The organism is Bifidobacterium moraviense (assembly GCF_012932365.1).
In the GTDB taxonomy this organism is placed as follows: Bacteria; Actinomycetota; Actinomycetes; order Actinomycetales; family Bifidobacteriaceae; genus Bifidobacterium; species Bifidobacterium moraviense.
In genome coordinates, this window is the sequence record NZ_JAAIIH010000002.1 from 69,957 (window position 1) to 84,561 (window position 14,605).

Annotated in this window: 12 protein-coding genes and 1 tRNA gene; 3 read left to right on the plus strand and 10 right to left on the minus strand. The window is 69.6% G+C overall.

Annotated features, from left to right (window positions below):
* The first annotated feature begins 14 nt into the window (after positions 1-14).
* Entirely contained in the window at positions 15-1,256 is a 1,242-nt protein-coding gene (locus tag G1C96_RS03615; RefSeq protein ID WP_169275298.1) for a zinc ribbon domain-containing protein, read from the plus strand.
* A 140-nt stretch (positions 1,257-1,396) separates the two neighbouring features.
* Here the strand turns inward: G1C96_RS03615 and G1C96_RS03620 are convergent, their stop codons facing one another.
* The 6 genes from G1C96_RS03620 to G1C96_RS10345 form a co-directional block, all read right to left on the minus strand.
* The gene (locus G1C96_RS03620; protein WP_169275299.1) at positions 1,397-2,188 is read right to left on the minus strand and encodes an isoprenyl transferase; all 792 of its coding nucleotides are present in this window, start codon (positions 2,186-2,188) and stop codon (positions 1,397-1,399) included.
* 3 nt (positions 2,189-2,191) lie between these two features.
* Positions 2,192-2,971 (minus strand): DNA repair protein RecO, encoded by a 780-nt coding sequence (recO, locus tag G1C96_RS03625; protein WP_169275300.1) that lies wholly within the window; start codon positions 2,969-2,971, stop codon positions 2,192-2,194.
* A 37-nt stretch (positions 2,972-3,008) separates the two neighbouring features.
* Positions 3,009-4,646 (minus strand): alpha/beta hydrolase family protein, encoded by a 1,638-nt coding sequence (locus tag G1C96_RS03630; RefSeq protein WP_169275362.1) that lies wholly within the window; start codon positions 4,644-4,646, stop codon positions 3,009-3,011.
* Between the two features lie 352 nt (positions 4,647-4,998).
* On the minus strand, positions 4,999-6,261 hold the full coding sequence (gene ispG, locus G1C96_RS03635) for a flavodoxin-dependent (E)-4-hydroxy-3-methylbut-2-enyl-diphosphate synthase (RefSeq protein ID WP_169275301.1): 1,263 nt from the start codon (positions 6,259-6,261) through the stop codon (positions 4,999-5,001).
* Entirely contained in the window at positions 6,258-7,442 is a 1,185-nt protein-coding gene (gene dxr, locus G1C96_RS03640) for a 1-deoxy-D-xylulose-5-phosphate reductoisomerase (RefSeq protein ID WP_169275363.1), read from the minus strand. Before dxr ends, ispG begins: the two co-directional genes overlap by 4 nt.
* Before the next feature lie 86 nt (positions 7,443-7,528).
* A complete protein-coding gene (locus G1C96_RS10345) occupies positions 7,529-9,031 on the minus strand; it encodes a DivIVA domain-containing protein (protein WP_277347680.1) in 1,503 nt (500 codons plus the stop codon).
* A gap of 104 nt (positions 9,032-9,135) precedes the next feature.
* Between G1C96_RS10345 and G1C96_RS03650 the strand changes: the two genes are divergently transcribed.
* A tRNA-Val gene (locus G1C96_RS03650) sits at positions 9,136-9,209 on the plus strand.
* 72 nt (positions 9,210-9,281) lie between these two features.
* On the opposite strand, the gene G1C96_RS03655 is transcribed toward G1C96_RS03650, so the two are convergent.
* The 3 genes from G1C96_RS03655 to G1C96_RS03665 all read right to left on the minus strand — a co-directional run bounded on the left by G1C96_RS03655 (position 9,282) and on the right by G1C96_RS03665 (position 11,383).
* Positions 9,282-9,920 (minus strand): excalibur calcium-binding domain-containing protein, encoded by a 639-nt coding sequence (locus G1C96_RS03655; protein ID WP_169275302.1) that lies wholly within the window; start codon positions 9,918-9,920, stop codon positions 9,282-9,284.
* 95 nt (positions 9,921-10,015) lie between these two features.
* Entirely contained in the window at positions 10,016-10,432 is a 417-nt protein-coding gene (locus tag G1C96_RS03660) for a DUF3052 domain-containing protein (RefSeq protein ID WP_335341917.1), read from the minus strand.
* 105 nt (positions 10,433-10,537) lie between these two features.
* Positions 10,538-11,383: a YlbL family protein gene (locus G1C96_RS03665; RefSeq protein WP_169275303.1), complete on the minus strand. Its 846-nt coding sequence runs from the start codon at positions 11,381-11,383 to the stop codon at positions 10,538-10,540.
* Between the two features lie 35 nt (positions 11,384-11,418).
* Here G1C96_RS03665 and G1C96_RS03670 point away from each other — a divergent pair, with 35 nt between their 5' ends.
* A complete protein-coding gene (locus G1C96_RS03670) occupies positions 11,419-13,017 on the plus strand; it encodes a zinc-dependent metalloprotease (protein ID WP_169275304.1) in 1,599 nt (532 codons plus the stop codon).
* 53 nt (positions 13,018-13,070) lie between these two features.
* Here the strand turns inward: G1C96_RS03670 and G1C96_RS03675 are convergent, their stop codons facing one another.
* Complete coding sequence (locus G1C96_RS03675) at positions 13,071-14,558, minus strand: ATP-dependent helicase (protein WP_169275305.1); 1,488 nt, start codon at positions 14,556-14,558, stop codon at positions 13,071-13,073.
* Positions 14,559-14,605: the final 47 nt, after the last annotated feature.

The following is a 14,605-nucleotide window of genomic DNA, read 5'->3' on the forward strand; positions in this document are numbered from 1 at the left end:
AGTAGGAGTTCACGATGAATCAGGAGTTTTGCTCTCGTTGCGGGAGCAGCATCACCGGCGGGACAACCGTCTGTCCCCAATGCGGAGCCTATCTCGGCGACGGCGCCGCGCACGGCGGAGAGGAACAGGCAACGCACAATTCGTCCACGCCCCCATCCATGATCCCGACCCCATCCCCCGAACCGGTGGGTGGCGGTTCCCCGGAATCGCCTGTCAAAAGCCACACCAAGGCCAAGACCAAGATAAACAAGCCCGTGGCCGTGGGGATCGCAGTCCTATGCGCGGCCGCGGTAGGGTTCAGCGCTCCTTCGTTCGTCACAACATACTGGCGATACAGGGGAACATCGGCGGCGGTGACCTGTCAGAACAGCGTGGCCGAATACCACAGGATCTACAAAGACGCCAACGACATCATGAAGAGCTACTACGAGCGCACCGGCGAGTTCGCGAACATCGACTCCGCCACCGCGTCCCGCATGGACGACCTGATCAAGGCCGTGCGGGACGCTTCACGAATGCAATCGCAGACCGGGCAGGACGTCTATACCGGCTATTGCGACACAGACAATACGGCCAACGCCTTGTCCGATTGGAGCGCCAGCTGGGAGAATTTCGCCGCGCAGGCCACGTCCTACAACGATGACGTGCGCAAGACCATAGCGGCGCTGAACACGGCCTGTAACGCGCTCAGGAACGCGGATGACAAGCTCAAGCATGGCGAGTCCATCACGGACAACACCGACAAGGGCACGAGCGACGACACGGCCACGCAGGGCACGTCGTCTTCCGACCAGAAGGATGCCTCCCCGCAGCCAAGCCAATCGGGTCAGCCGAGCCAATCAGCGAAACCGACTCAGTCGGCTCAGTCGAACCAATCAGCGCAGCCCGTCGATTGCTCGGCCTTCGTCGGAACATACTCGACGTGGCTCGCCGACGTCACCATTCAGGTGAAGGCCGACTGCACACATTCCATGACTCGATACGACGAAGATGGAACATATGTGGCACAGAGGCTGTCCGAACCGATTTCGGAAGGTCAGGGCATCGTCAGCATGTCGGATCCCCGTGCCGACGAAAAAATAGTGTTCATCCCCGCCGGCGTAACCTACGCAGGCAATCCTGCGGCCAACGTCTACGACACCGGGACAAGGGACCCGGGCATCAACTCGTTCCACGACATCACCGACAAGCAGCGAGTGCTCATGACCGGCAACGGCATGACGCCGACGGTGTACCTGAAACAGACCGATAACTAGCCGACCGACCGCTGAGCCCGGCGGCTACCGCTTCACAACCGTAATTACGGACCGGCCCTGCGGGCCGGGCTGTCATGTTTCCGAGCGCCCCTTGGTGGGGCGCTCGGCGTGAAGCTACCGACAGCCCACAGGGCTGTCGGCTACCGCTTCACGCCTCCAAACCGCCTGTCGCGGTGGATGTAGTGGTCGATGGAACGCCAGAGGACCTCGCGGCCGCAATCCGGGAACAGCTCCGGCACGAAGTCGAGCTCCGCGTAGGCGGCCTCCCACGGCAGGAAGTTCGACGTGCGCTGCTCGCCGGACGTGCGGATCACCAGATCGCAGTCGGGGATGTCCGGGTTGTACAGGTGCTCGGCCACCATCTTCTCGGTGACGCGGTCGCCCTTGATGCGGCCGGCCGCCACCTCGCGCGCGATCGCCGCGCACGCGTCCGCGATCTCCGCGCGGCCGCCGTAGTTGATGCAGAACACCACGTCGATCACCTTGTTGCGCTTCGTGCGCTCCTGCGCTGCCTCCAGCTCGTCGATCACCGACTTCCACAGCTTCGGCCGACGCCCCGACCAGCGCACGCGCACGCCCCAGTCGTCCATCTGCGACACGCGGCGGTGGATGATCTCGCGGCTGAACCCCATGAGGAAGCGCACCTCCTGCGGGCTGCGCTTCCAGTTCTCCGTGGAGAACGTGTACAGGCTCAGATAGCGCACGCCGGCCTCGATGGCGCCGGCGATCGTGTCGAACACCACCGGTTCGGCGGCCTGATGCCCGTCCGTGCGGATCAGTCCGCGCTGCTGCGCCCAGCGGCCGTTGCCGTCCATGATGACGCCCACGTGCCGCGGCACCTTGTTCTTCGGGAAGTCCGGAATCCTCGAAGGATCGGAGAACGGGGCCGCGGGGATGTCCAGAGACGTGTAGTCGACGTGTTCGAAAGCCATAGTTCAGGAATCTAGCAGCCGCAGCGAACGAATCGGGCGCTCCAGATAATATGCGCCCCAATCGGACACGATGTGCTCGCTCTGCGCCGCGAGCGGCGCGGCGTCGAGCACCGTCCAGTCGCCGTCGAGCAGGGCGCGCAGCTGGCGCAGCGTGCCGGGGGCGGCGCCCGTGCCGCCGCCGTCCGGGCCGCCGCCGAGCAGCCTGCGCGACTCCGGCGTGTGGTCGGCCTCGCACATCACCCCGCCCGCCGGCACGGAGAAGTACGCGGAACGCCCGTCCGGCGCGTCCTCCCCCGCCGGGTCCCCGCACACCACGCATGACTCGAGCCGCGGACGCCAGCCGGCCAGCGCCAGCGCGCGCAGCACGTACGACGCGCCGACCGCCTGCGGGCGATGGGCCCCGCGGGCCAGGGCGGCCAGGGCGGCCACGAGCATACGGTACTGGTCGGGCGCGGGCTCGCGCTCGGTGGAGACGATCCTGTCCGCCGTCTCCGCGATGACGTTCGCGGCGGCGTAGGAGTCGTAGTCGGCGGCGAGCGGCGCGGCGTAGGCGGCGATCGTGGCGGCCTGCGAGACCACGTCGAGCGAACGGCCCGTGTTGATCAGCACGTCGGCGCGCATGAACGGCTCCAGCCGCGCGCCGAAGCGCGACTTGGTGCGGCGCACGCCCTTGGCCACCGCACGCACCTTGCCGTGCGCACGCGTGAACAGCCAGATGATGCGGTCGGCCTCCCCCAGCTTCGCGGTGCGCAGCACCACGCCCTCGTCTCGATACAGCGGCATGCGATTGCTCCCGTGCTTCCCGATCGGTCTCAGTATCTCAGTAGATGAACATGCCCCAGAACGCGAACACGAGCAGCACGCAGAACATGGCGCTCGTGGTCACCCAGAACTGCACGCGCGAGAACCGCGTGTCGGCGATCACGGGCCGGCGCACCGAACGCATGAGCTCGCCGCTGCGCGACTGCCGGACGAACTCACGCAGGCCCAGCCGCGTGTAGCCGCGCATCGAGGCGACCTCGATGAGGCGGGCGAACACGCGCGACCACGCCCACACCACCGCCGTGGTGACGGTCTGGATGACCGGCCAGCTCCAGTAGATCATCGGGATCGGATCGGGCGCGGCGCCCCACACCAGCGAGACGATCTGCATCACCACCTGTCCGATGCCGGAGGCGAACAGGTCCAGCGTGGCGAGCGTGGTGAACGAAAGCGCGGCCAGCACGCCGCCGAACCCGTTGAGGAACCCGGGGCGCGGCCCCCGCCGGCGCACCGCGTAGCGGATCCGCCGCACCAGCGCCACGACGGCGAGCACCGCCGAGGCCAGCAGCAGCACCACCGCCAGCACGTGCACGGCCACCATGTAGACGGTCAGGGCGCGGTGGCCGTACAGATCCTGCGGCACGGCGATCGACTGGTAGATGTCCGTGCCGGCCACGCGCACGTCGGTCTGTTCGAGCCCGCGGACCTTGCCCACCGCCCAGTTCACCATGTCGTCCTCGAAATGGTCGGCGAGCTTGGTGTCGCCCTGCTCCTCGTCGCCGATGCGCAGCACGTGGTTGCCCACCGGGTAGTCGCGCACGGTCACGTCCCAGTTGCCGGCGCGGTGTGCGCGGTCGAAGATGACGCGGGCGCCCTCCACCTGCGCGGTCATGACGTCCTTGGACCCGTAGGCCACGAACGTGGGGATGGCGTAGGCGCGCGGCAGGTCGGTGTCGATGTCGAAGTTCGTCAGGCCGAACACGGTCAGGTCGGCGCTGAACACGCGCCGGACGATCGACTGGTAGCCGGGGTGCGCGCCCACGAGCGCGAAGTCCTGCGCCGCCAGGAAGCCCAGGCCGTGACGCGGCGTGTGCACCATGGGGCTCACGAGGATCTGGAACGCGATGCGCGGGTCCTTCTGCAGCAGGAACGCGGAGATCCACGTGCTCTCCGACGTGGCGTAGATGCCGATGCGGTCGCCGTCCACGTTCGGCAGGGCGCGCAGGTATTCGGCGGCCTGCTCGTAGGCGTCCGCGGAGGCGGGATAGTCGCGCGTCACGTCGTTGGTGCTCCACACCGGCTTGTCGATGGCGATGGTGGCGAAGCCCGCCGAGGCGAGATCGTCCCCCACGTCGACGAACCAGTCCTTGGCGAGTCCGTAGCCGGCGCCGTGCATGAACACCACGCCGGGGATCTTGCCGGAGACGCCCGTGGGCACGCGCACCACCAGATGCAGGTCCTCGGTCTCCCCGGTGGACGCGCGGGTGACGGTCATGTCGTCCTCGATCACCTCCACCTCGTAGGTGCCGCGTGTGGGCAGCGTCTCGCCGGTGGGGTTGGCGAAGGTGACGGACGTGTCGGCGCTCAGGGACTCCATGGTCTGGCCGGTGGGCTCGTTGTCCCAGGGGATGTTGGTCCAGTTGGACACGGTGACGAGGATGCCGAGCAGCACGATGAAGATGGGCAGGCTCGTCATGAGCCGCCGGCGCACGCTCCACGGCTGCGCCGACGGCTCTTCATACACCGGCGACCTGTCGGTCCGCGCCTTCGGGGTTCCATCGTTCATCGACACGCCGTCATTCTAGCCGCCCGTGCCGGACGGGAGTACGCCGAGGGCGTATGCGGGGGGTCGGCGGCGTCCGATGTCACATCCCATATCGCTGACGGGTGTGGCATCGGACCGATATGGGCCGTTTCCCGTCCGGAATCACAGCCAGAACGCGACATGGATGTGCATCCGGACGGATGTCGGCCGTGCTTCGTCCTGAACCACATCCGTTTCCGGCTCCGGATGTGCTCCGGACGCGCTCCGGACGTGGTTCAGTGGTTCAGGCGGCGCGGCCCGCGTGACCGGCGCGACCCACGTGGTTGGGGAACTGGATCGGGATGACGACGGGTCCCGTCGCGCCCGATGCCGCGGCGTCCGGGGTCGCGGTGCCGTCGGCCTCCATCTGCGCGGCGATGTCCTGCGCGCGCGTCAGCAGCGTCTCGACGATCCGGTCCTCCGGCACGGTCTCCACGACCTTGCCCTTGATGAAGATCTGCCCCTTGCCGTTGCCGGACGCCACGCCGAGGTCCGCCTCGCGTGCCTCGCCCGGGCCGTTGACGATGCAGCCCATCACGGCCACGCGGATCGGGGCGGTGACGCCCTTGAGTCCTTCGGTCACGGCGTTGGCCAGCTGGATCACGTCCACCTGCGCGCGTCCGCAGCTCGGGCAGGAGATGATGTCGAACTTGCGCCTGCGCAGTCCCATGTATTCCAGCAGCTTGCAGCCGACCTTGACCTCCTCGACGGGCGGCGCGGACAGCGAGACGCGGATCGTGTCGCCGATGCCCTCGGCCAGCAGCGCGCCGAACGCCAGACACGACTTGATGGTGCCCTGCCATGCGGGGCCGGCCTCGGTGACGCCGAGGTGCAGCGGCCAGTCGCCCTTGGAGGCGAGCAGGCGGTACGTCTGCACCATGGTGATCACGTCGTGGTGCTTGACGGAGATCTTGAAGTCGTGGAAGCCCACATCCTCGAACATGTGCGCTTCCTTGAGCGCGCTGGCCACCAGCGCCTCCGGGGTGGGGCCGCCGTACTTGGCGTACAGCGTCTTGTCGAGCGAGCCGGCGTTCACGCCGATGCGCAGGCTGATGCCCGCATCCGTGGCCGCCTTGCAGATCGAAGGGCCCACCTCGTCGAACTTGCGGATGTTGCCGGGGTTGACGCGCACGGCCGCGCAGCCGGCGTCGATCGCCTGGAACACGTACTTGGACTGGAAGTGAATGTCGGCGATGACGGGAATCGGCGACTTGGCGACGATCGCCGGCAGCGCGTCGGCATCGTCCTGGCTCGGCACGGCCACGCGCACGATGTCGCATCCGGCCTGCGCGAGCTCGCCGATCTGGCGGAGCGTGGCGTTGACGTCCGCGGTGAGCGTGTTGGTCATCGACTGTACGGAGATCGGCGCGCCGCCGCCCACCGGCACCGGCCCCACCATGATGCGGCGGGACGTGCGGCGCGGGTGCAGCGGAGACTCGGCGTAGGAGGCCTCGCCGGTTCTGCGGAAGGAATTCGATTCGGTCACGTTCGATTCGGTCACGGTCATGCAGCCTTGTCTATCAGACGGTCGGCGCGCAGGCGGGCCTCGCGCTCCACCTGATGCATTTCCTCCACGGACGCGAAGCGCGGGTTGCCGCGCAGTTCGGCGTCCATGTGGTCGAGCACGGCCCTGACGGTGTCCACGATGCCGAGGTACGGCAGGCGGTGGTCGAGGAACGCGTGCACGGCCTGCTCGTTGGCGGCGTTGAGCACCGCCGTGTGCTTCTCCGAGGCGGCGATGCAGTGGCGGGCGAGGCTCACGGCCGGGAACGCCTCGTCGTCCAGCGGCTCGAACGTCCACTCGGCGGCCTTGGTCCAGTCGCAGGGGCTGGCCACGTTGGGCAGACGGTCCGGCGCGGACAGGCCGAGCGCGATGGGCAGGCGCATGTCCGGCGGGGACGCCTGGCCGATGGTGGCACCGTCGACGAACTCGACCATCGAATGCACGATGGACTGCGGATGCACGGTCACGGCGATGCGCTCGGGCGGAATGTCGAACAGGCGGCTCGCCTCGATGACCTCAAGGCCCTTGTTCATGAGTGTGGACGAGTTGATGGTGACGACCGGGCCCATGTTCCACGTGGGGTGATGCAGCGCCTGCTCGGGCGTGATGCCGGTCATCTGCTCGCGCTTCCAGCCGCGGAACGGGCCGCCGGACGCGGTGACGACGAGTCTGGCGACCTCGCCGTGCGCGCCGGACCTGAGCGACTGCCAGATGGCGGAATGCTCGGAGTCCACGGGGTTGATCTGGTTGGCGCGGACCTGTGATTCGAACAGCAGGTGGCCGCCGGCCACGACGGACTCCTTGTTGGCGAGCGCGAGCTGCGAGCCGGCCCGGAGCGCGGCGATGGACGGTTCGAGGCCGACCGATCCGGTGATGCCGTTGAGCACCACGTCGGCGCCCGCGCCGGCGAGCGCGATGACGGCGTCGGGGCCCGCGGTCACCTCCACGTCCGCGGCGTTCACTCCGGCCGCGGCGAGCGCGTCACGCAGGTCGGCAACCTTCGAGGCGTCGGCGATGGCGACGTGGCGCGCGCCGAACCGCGCCGTCTGACGGGCGAGGAGATCGAGATGACCTCCGGACGCGGCGAGACCGTACACGCGGAAGCGCTCGGGGTGCCGGGCGATGACGTCCAGCCCCTGCGTGCCGATGGAGCCGGTGGATCCGAGCAGCGTCACGCTGCGCACGGCGGACGCCGACGGCTCCCGCTCCGGTGATGTTTGCTGTGAATTGAAACCCTCTGACACACCCACCACACTAATGGGTGCGCTGGTCACTCATGATCGTGGCCGGCGTGGTCCGTGCCCGGCTTGGACGCGTCCTTGGGGGCGTCGAGGCCGCCGCTGAGCGACGGGAAGGCGAGGTCCGGAATGTCCAGATCGACCTTCGGGAACGAGGTGTTGGCGAGCAGGTTGGACAGGTAGCGGTCGGCGTCGTCCTGTTCCGGCTCGGCGGCGGGCTGCGGCGCGGGCTGCGGTTCCGAAGCGGGCGCGGGAGAGGTCTGCTGCGGGGCGGCGGGCGCGGCGGCGCGATCCGGCGCGGGCTGCGGCTGCGGAGCCGGGACCGGAGCGATGTTCTGCGCGGTATCCTGCGCGAACCACGGGGTGAAGGACTGCGTGGCGGCCATGTCCTGCGCGGGCTTCGGCGCTGCCTGCGGTTCCGGATCGTGAGAGGCCGGCGCGGGAGCGACGTCGGCATGATCGACGGAATGCGCCAGCGCGGCGAGCGAGCTGCTGGCCGTTTCGCCCGGCGTCTCGGCGGCGTTGAACGCGGGCGCGGGCGCGACCGACGGCTTGGGCGCCTGCTGCGGGGCGGGGGCTGGAGCCGGAGTCTGCGCAGCCGGAGCCGGCACGGTCGCGGAATCGGTGCGCGGCCTGAAGATCGATTGTTCCGCCGCGTTGAGCGACGCGAACGACTCCTGACGCTCCTCGGCGGCCAGACGATCCTGCCGGGTCGGTGCGGCGGGCGCGGGCGGAGCCGGAACCGGGGCGGACGCGGCGGCGGCCGCGAACAGGGACGATGCGGCGGCAGCCGCGGGCGCCGGCGCGGGCGGCACGGCGGACACCGCGTCGCGACCGTCGGCACGGACGGCGGCGTCATGCGCGGGAGCCGCGGCACGGTCGTCCGCATGGTCGTATTCGTTCACGCGCGCGAACGATTCAAGGCGCGACAGCAGCTGCACCGCGGCGTCGAGATAGTAGTCGACGCAGCGCTCGTCGTAGCCGCGCTTGCCCTTGCGCTGGGTGAAGACCGCGCCGGCCACGCGCGCGGCGGTCAGATCGGACGTCTTGCGGTCGTCGGCGTCGGCGTCGGCGCCCGCAGCGCCCACCGCGGCGGAGGCCTTGGCGATCACCTGGTCGATCAGACGGTCCACCTGCTTGCGGTCGTACGAGGGCTGCTTGCCGGTGCCGGCGCGGAAGCGCTCCCCATGCTCGCGCTCGTAGTGCGGCTTCAGCTCGGCGAGCATCGACTCGCTGCGGGCCTTGAACGGCACGCGCCCGCCGTGCGCGAGCTCCCACGACGTGTGCTGGTCCACCACGGCGCGCTCCAGACGGGCGAGCGCCGCGTCCACCTGCGCGATCACGTAGCCGTTCTTCACCAGATCGAACGAGGCGTTCTGGATGTCGTGCTGCGTGAGCTTCGGCTCCTCGCTGTCGTACAGCTCATGCGCATGGGCGAGGAACTCGTCCACCTGGCCGACGTCGTACCCCCACTTGCGCTTGCCGGCCCGCGAGATCACGGGGCCGCGGCCGGAGCCCTCAGGCTGCTGGGACATGAACGTACCTCCTACGACGAGGGATTACACTGCACCCCACCTTACGTGACCAACGCGACTCGTGCCGGCCGAAACGCGGAACATGCGCTATCCTTGTGCGATGCGGGCGATTAGCTCAGTTGGTTAGAGCGCCACCTTTACACGGTGGACGTCGGGGGTTCGAGTCCCTCATCGCCCACACGGAAAAGCCCCGGAACCGCAACGGTTCCGGGGCTTCGTCATGCCATAAGCGGCTTAGGTGGTCTGCGCGCTACTTCTCGCAGGCGACGCCGTCGCCGTCGCGGTCGAGCTTCTTGGAGTAGCCGGGCTGGCCCTTGTAGATTGGGGCGGCGCCGGCGGCCTTGGCCTCGGAGCAGGACGAATAGTAGGTGCTCGCGGCGGAGGACGACTGCGTGGCCTTCGGTGTGGATGTGGCCTTGGGCGTCGAAGACGCCGTGGCGGTGGGCGTGGGCGTCGCCGTGGGGGTCGCGGTCGGCGTGGGGGTTGCCGTGGGCGATGCCGAGGTGGGCGTCGCGGACGGCTCGGCCGACTCGGAGGCGTCGGAGGAGGCATCGTCGGTGGCGTCGGCGGCCTTGGTGACGGTGAGGACGGGCTTGTCGCCGTCGGTCACGGAGACGACCGTCCAGTTCGAGGAGAGGAGGACGGTCTTGCCGCTGTCGCTCTCGATCTCGTAGTCGGAGTATTCGTATCCGGCGTCCTGGAGCGCCTCCTCGGCGTCGAAGAGATTGTCGCCGGGCTTGACGAGGCTCGACGCGGCGGGTCTGGCGCTCTGGCTGGTGGACGCCGTGTCCGTGGCGGTGGCGTCGGAGGATCCGGAGCATGCGCCCACGCCCACGAGGAGCGTGGCGGCGGCCAGCAGCGCGACGGCCTTCCTGATGGTCTTCTTCATGGTTTCCTTTGCTCTGTACGTTCGCGTTTCGCGTTCGTGTTGCGTGTTCGCGTTCCCGGCCGCGCACGGCCAGGCGCACAGGCGGAAACGATGGTTCAGCGTCCCTTGCCGAACGCGCGCAGGCGGATGCCGTTCCAGTCGGCGCCCACCGTCAGCGGCGTGGCGGCGTTCATGCCGGCCGTCTTGGCCGCGTTCTGCACGGTGGTGGAGCTGGCTGCGCCCTTGCGTCCGGGCTTGGGGGTCAGCACCCACAGGGGACCGTCGTCGCCGAGCACGGCGACCGCGTCGACGATCGTGTCGGACAGCTCGTCCTCGTCGTCGCCGTCGCGCCACCAGATGATGACGCCGTCCACCGCGGAGTCGTAGTCCTCGTCCACCAGGTCCTCGCCGGTCAGCTCCTCGATGGCGGCGCGGATGGAATCATCCACGTCGTCGTCCCACAGCCACTCCTGAACGATGTCCCCGGGGTGGAAACCGAACTCTTCCGCTTTCTGTGATGCCGTTTCAGTCACGAGGACCAGCATAACAAGTCTGGGCGAACAGCCACGTAACGCCGGCGACACACGACCGAAGGACGGACACGGGACGGACCCGCCGCCGCGTCTTCCGTCGCTCCCCTACTGCGCGGTGCAGTGCGGCAGCGCATCCGCCTCGCCGCGCCCGATCGCGGTCAGCGCGTCGTAGGCCTCCTCGAGCGTGGAGACGCGCACGTCGCGCAACCCCTCGGGCACGTGCCCGGCCACCTCGGAGCAGTTGTCCGCAGGGGCGAGGAACCACGTGGCGCCGTCGCGCTTCGCGCCGAGCATCTTGAGCCGGATGCCGCCGATCTTGCCGATGGTGCCGTCCTCGTTGATCGTGCCGGTGCCGGCGATGGTCTGCCCGCCGGTCTCGGACTCCGGGGTCAGCTCGTCGATCACGCCGAGCGTGTACATCATGCCCGCCGAGGGGCCGCCGATGTCGTCCACGTGCATGCTCACCTGCACGCCGTCCACGTCCACGCCGCGCGCCCTGAGGAACGCGAGCGCCTGCGAGGACGCCGCGTCCTGCGACCCGGTCATCTGCGACTCGGTCTCGCGCTTGTACTCGTCGGCGCTCTGCCCGGCGGGCACCACGGCCTCGCGCGGCAGGACGATGCTGTCGGAACGCAGCCATCCCACGAGCACCTCCGCGTTGGTGACCACGTATCCCGGCATGCCCGCGGCGTTGACCGTGGTGAGCAGCAGTTTGCCCTCGTCGCGGTATGTCCGCCCGCCGCTGATCGTGATGACGGCCGCGCCGCCCGATTCGCCCAGCACGTCCGCCGTGGGCCCCGGCTGCTCCACCACGTAGGGGCTCGGCAGGGCGAGCGTCACCACGGCGAGCGCGGCGGTGGCCGCCCCCAGACGGAAGCGCGGGGTGCGGGCGCGGAACCAGTCGCGGGCCCGCGCGGGCAGCGCGCGGACGACATTCGTGAAATCAGCCATAGGCACAGTGTAGGAACGTTGTCTAGACTTAAGGCATGGAAGAAAACGAGATTCGCCAGTGGCTCATCGAATGCTTCGGGCCCGTGGAGGGCGAGATGGCATGGCAGCAGTTCGCGCAGCTGCCCCAGCCGGTGCGCGACCAGATCCTCAGCCAGGGCAAGAGCGGCCTGCCCAAGCCCAGCGAGGTGCAGTCCCTGATCCAGGCGCTGTCCGCCGGCGGACTCAACTCCATGGCGGACATGCGCCGCACGGTGGACGAGGGGCCCATCAACGTGAAGCTGGCCCGGTCCATCGCGCTGGGCAAGGTCAACGAGACCGGCGCGCAGGCCATGGTGAGCGCGCAGGACGGGCAGGCGGCGCGCAGGGCGCTGAGCGAGGCGAATCTCTGGCTCGATTCGGTGTGCGAGATGAACCCGCCGAGCGGCGAGGCGCAGGTGCTCACCCGCGCCGGATGGGTGGAGGGCACCATCGACGCGTGGGCGGATTTCGCCGCGCCCGTTGCGCAGTCGATGAGCGACGCGCTGGCCTCGGTGATCTCCGAGCGTCTGGGCGGCATGTTCGACGGCGGCGAGATCTCCGGCATGTTCGCCGGCCCCGTGCCGATCCCGATCCCCGATTCGATGAAGGACCCCGGCCAGCTCATGCGTCTGCTGGGCAACACGTCGTTCGCCATGCAGCTCGGGCAGGCGGCGGGCGCGCTGTCCACCGAGGTGCGCGGCAGCTTCGATCAGGGCATCGCGCTGCTCAGGACCCCGGCCGGCGGCCTGATCCCGCAGAACATCGACGAATACGCCGACTCGCTGGACCTGCCCCGCGGCGAGGTGATGGCGTTCCTGGCGCTGCAGGAGGCGGCGCACGCGCGCCTGTTCGCCTCCGTGCCGTGGCTCATGCCGCGCTTCGAGGCGCTGATCGGCAAGTACGCGCGCGGCATCTCCATCGATCTGGACGCCATGGAGCAGCAGCTGCGCGAGGCGCAGGACATGAACCCCGAATCGATCGCGGATGCGGTGAACCTCACCAAGGTGGGGCTCACGGACACCCCGGAGCAGCGCGAGGCGCTGAACGCGCTGGAGACGCTGCTGGCCACCGTGGAGGGCTGGGTGGACTGCGTGACGTGGCGCGCCGGCATGGCCCACATCCCGCACATCGAGCAGCTGCGCGAGATGCTGCGCCGCGAGCGTGCCGTGGGAGGCCCGGCCGAGCGCACGTTCGAGTCGCTGCTGGGCCTCGACCTGCATCCCAAGCGCCAGCGCGAGGCGAGCGCGATGTGGGAGCGCGTCACCGCGGCCGAGGGCGCCGAGGCGCGCGACGCGAAATGGTCGCACCCGGATCTGCTGCCGGCGCTGGAGCAGCCCGCGGGCGCGTCGGGCGAGGCATCCGCGGCATCGGGTACGGGTGACGGCGCGAACGGCGCTGCGGGCGACGCGAACCTGGGCGCCGACGCGGGCACGGGTGCGGTCAACGGCGGCACGATGAACGGCACCACGATGAACAGCACGGTGGACTGGGACGCCGAACTGAGCAAGCTCCTCGGCGAGGACGGCGACGGCACGGACGGTCCCGCGGACGGATCCGCGGACGCGGGCGACGGCGATCCCGCCGAGACCCCGGACGTCGGAACCCCGAACGCCTGACCCGGCGCCCCGTCCGCAGGGTGCCGACCACGACGCGGCGGCGCGCCGCGCGCTCAGCGCTGCAGGAAGCGGCACGGGACGCGCGACGCGCCGCCGTAGCCGTCCTTGGAGTCGGCGAACGAGAGCTGCAGCGTGTCCTCGGCGCGCGTCACGCCCACGTACATGAGCCGGCGCTCCTCCTCCAGCGCGTCGCCGGGCGCGGGCGAGCCGAACGGCATCAGTCCCTCCGAGCAGCCGACGATGCACACGTGCGGGAACTCGAGGCCCTTGGCGGCGTGGATGGTGGAGATCGTCACCGCGCCACCGGACGGATCGACCTTCAGCGACTCGACGTCCAGCGACTGCGCCTGCCAGCCGGCGTCCGTGCGCACGCGGTACGACAGCCCCGCCTCGCGCAGCGCGGCGCCGACCATGCCCTGCTGCGCGTTGATGCGCGTGAGCACCGCGCACTGCGACGGTTTCGCACCGCGGTCCACGAAACGGCGGAAGCGCTGCGCCACGCCGCGAGCCTCGTCCATGTCGGTCGCATAGCGCATCTGCGTCACGCGCGCGCCCGTCCCCTCGCGTCCCGACGTGAGCCGGATGTACCCGGCGCGTTCGGGACTGGCCGCGAGCACGCGGTTGGCGTAGCGCACCACCGCGGCGGTGGAGCGGTAGTCGACGTTGAGCGTCACGTCCGCGGCGAGCGGACCGAACTCCTCGCCGAACGAACGCAGGTAGTAGCTCGTGGCGCCGGCGAACGAGTAGATGGTCTGGGCGGCGTCGCCCACCACGCACACGTTGCGGTTGCTCCCGTCCCCCGTCCACAGGCGCATGAGCCGGTGCTGCAGCGGCGAGACGTCCTGGTACTCGTCCACGGTGAGCCATCCGATGCGCCGGCGGATCACGGCCGCCGCGTCCTTCAGCTCCGGGTCCTCGAGCAGATGGCAGACCATGAGCAGGATGTCGTTGAAGTCGATCTGGTTGCGCGCCGTCTTGTCCGCCTCGTACGCGCCGATGAGGTCGGCCATGCGCTGCGCGTCGAGCCCGGCCGGCGGCTGGCGGTGCGTGGCGGCCGTGACGCGCGCGTAGTCGGCGGGGCTGATCAGGCTCACCTTGGTCCAGTTGATCTCCGCCTCGAGGTCGCGCAGCGCGAGCGGATCCTCGGCGTCGGAGCCGGTGGCGCGGCGGTACGCGCCGGCGATCAGCGCGCGGTTGTCCGAGACCAGATCCGGAAACGGCGCCTCGGTCACGTCCGCCCACACGCGGTTGAGCTGATGCAGCGCCGCCGAGTGGAACGTCGCCGCGGTCACGCCGTCCACGCCCAGATCCGCGATGCGCGAACGCATCTCCTGCGCCGCCTTGACGGAGAACGTGACGGCCAGCGTGCGCGCCGGATCCCAGTCGCCCCGCGCGCAGGCGTAGGCGATGCGCCGCGTGATGGTGCGCGTCTTGCCCGCACCGGCGCCCGCGACGATGCGCACCGGGCCGTCGAGCGCGCCCGCGGCCTCGCGCTGCGCCTCGTCGAGCGATTCGAGTATGGATTCCGGCTGATCGTTCACTCCCCCATTATCCCGCCGAGCCCGCCGCCGCGGACCCGGCCGCCGCG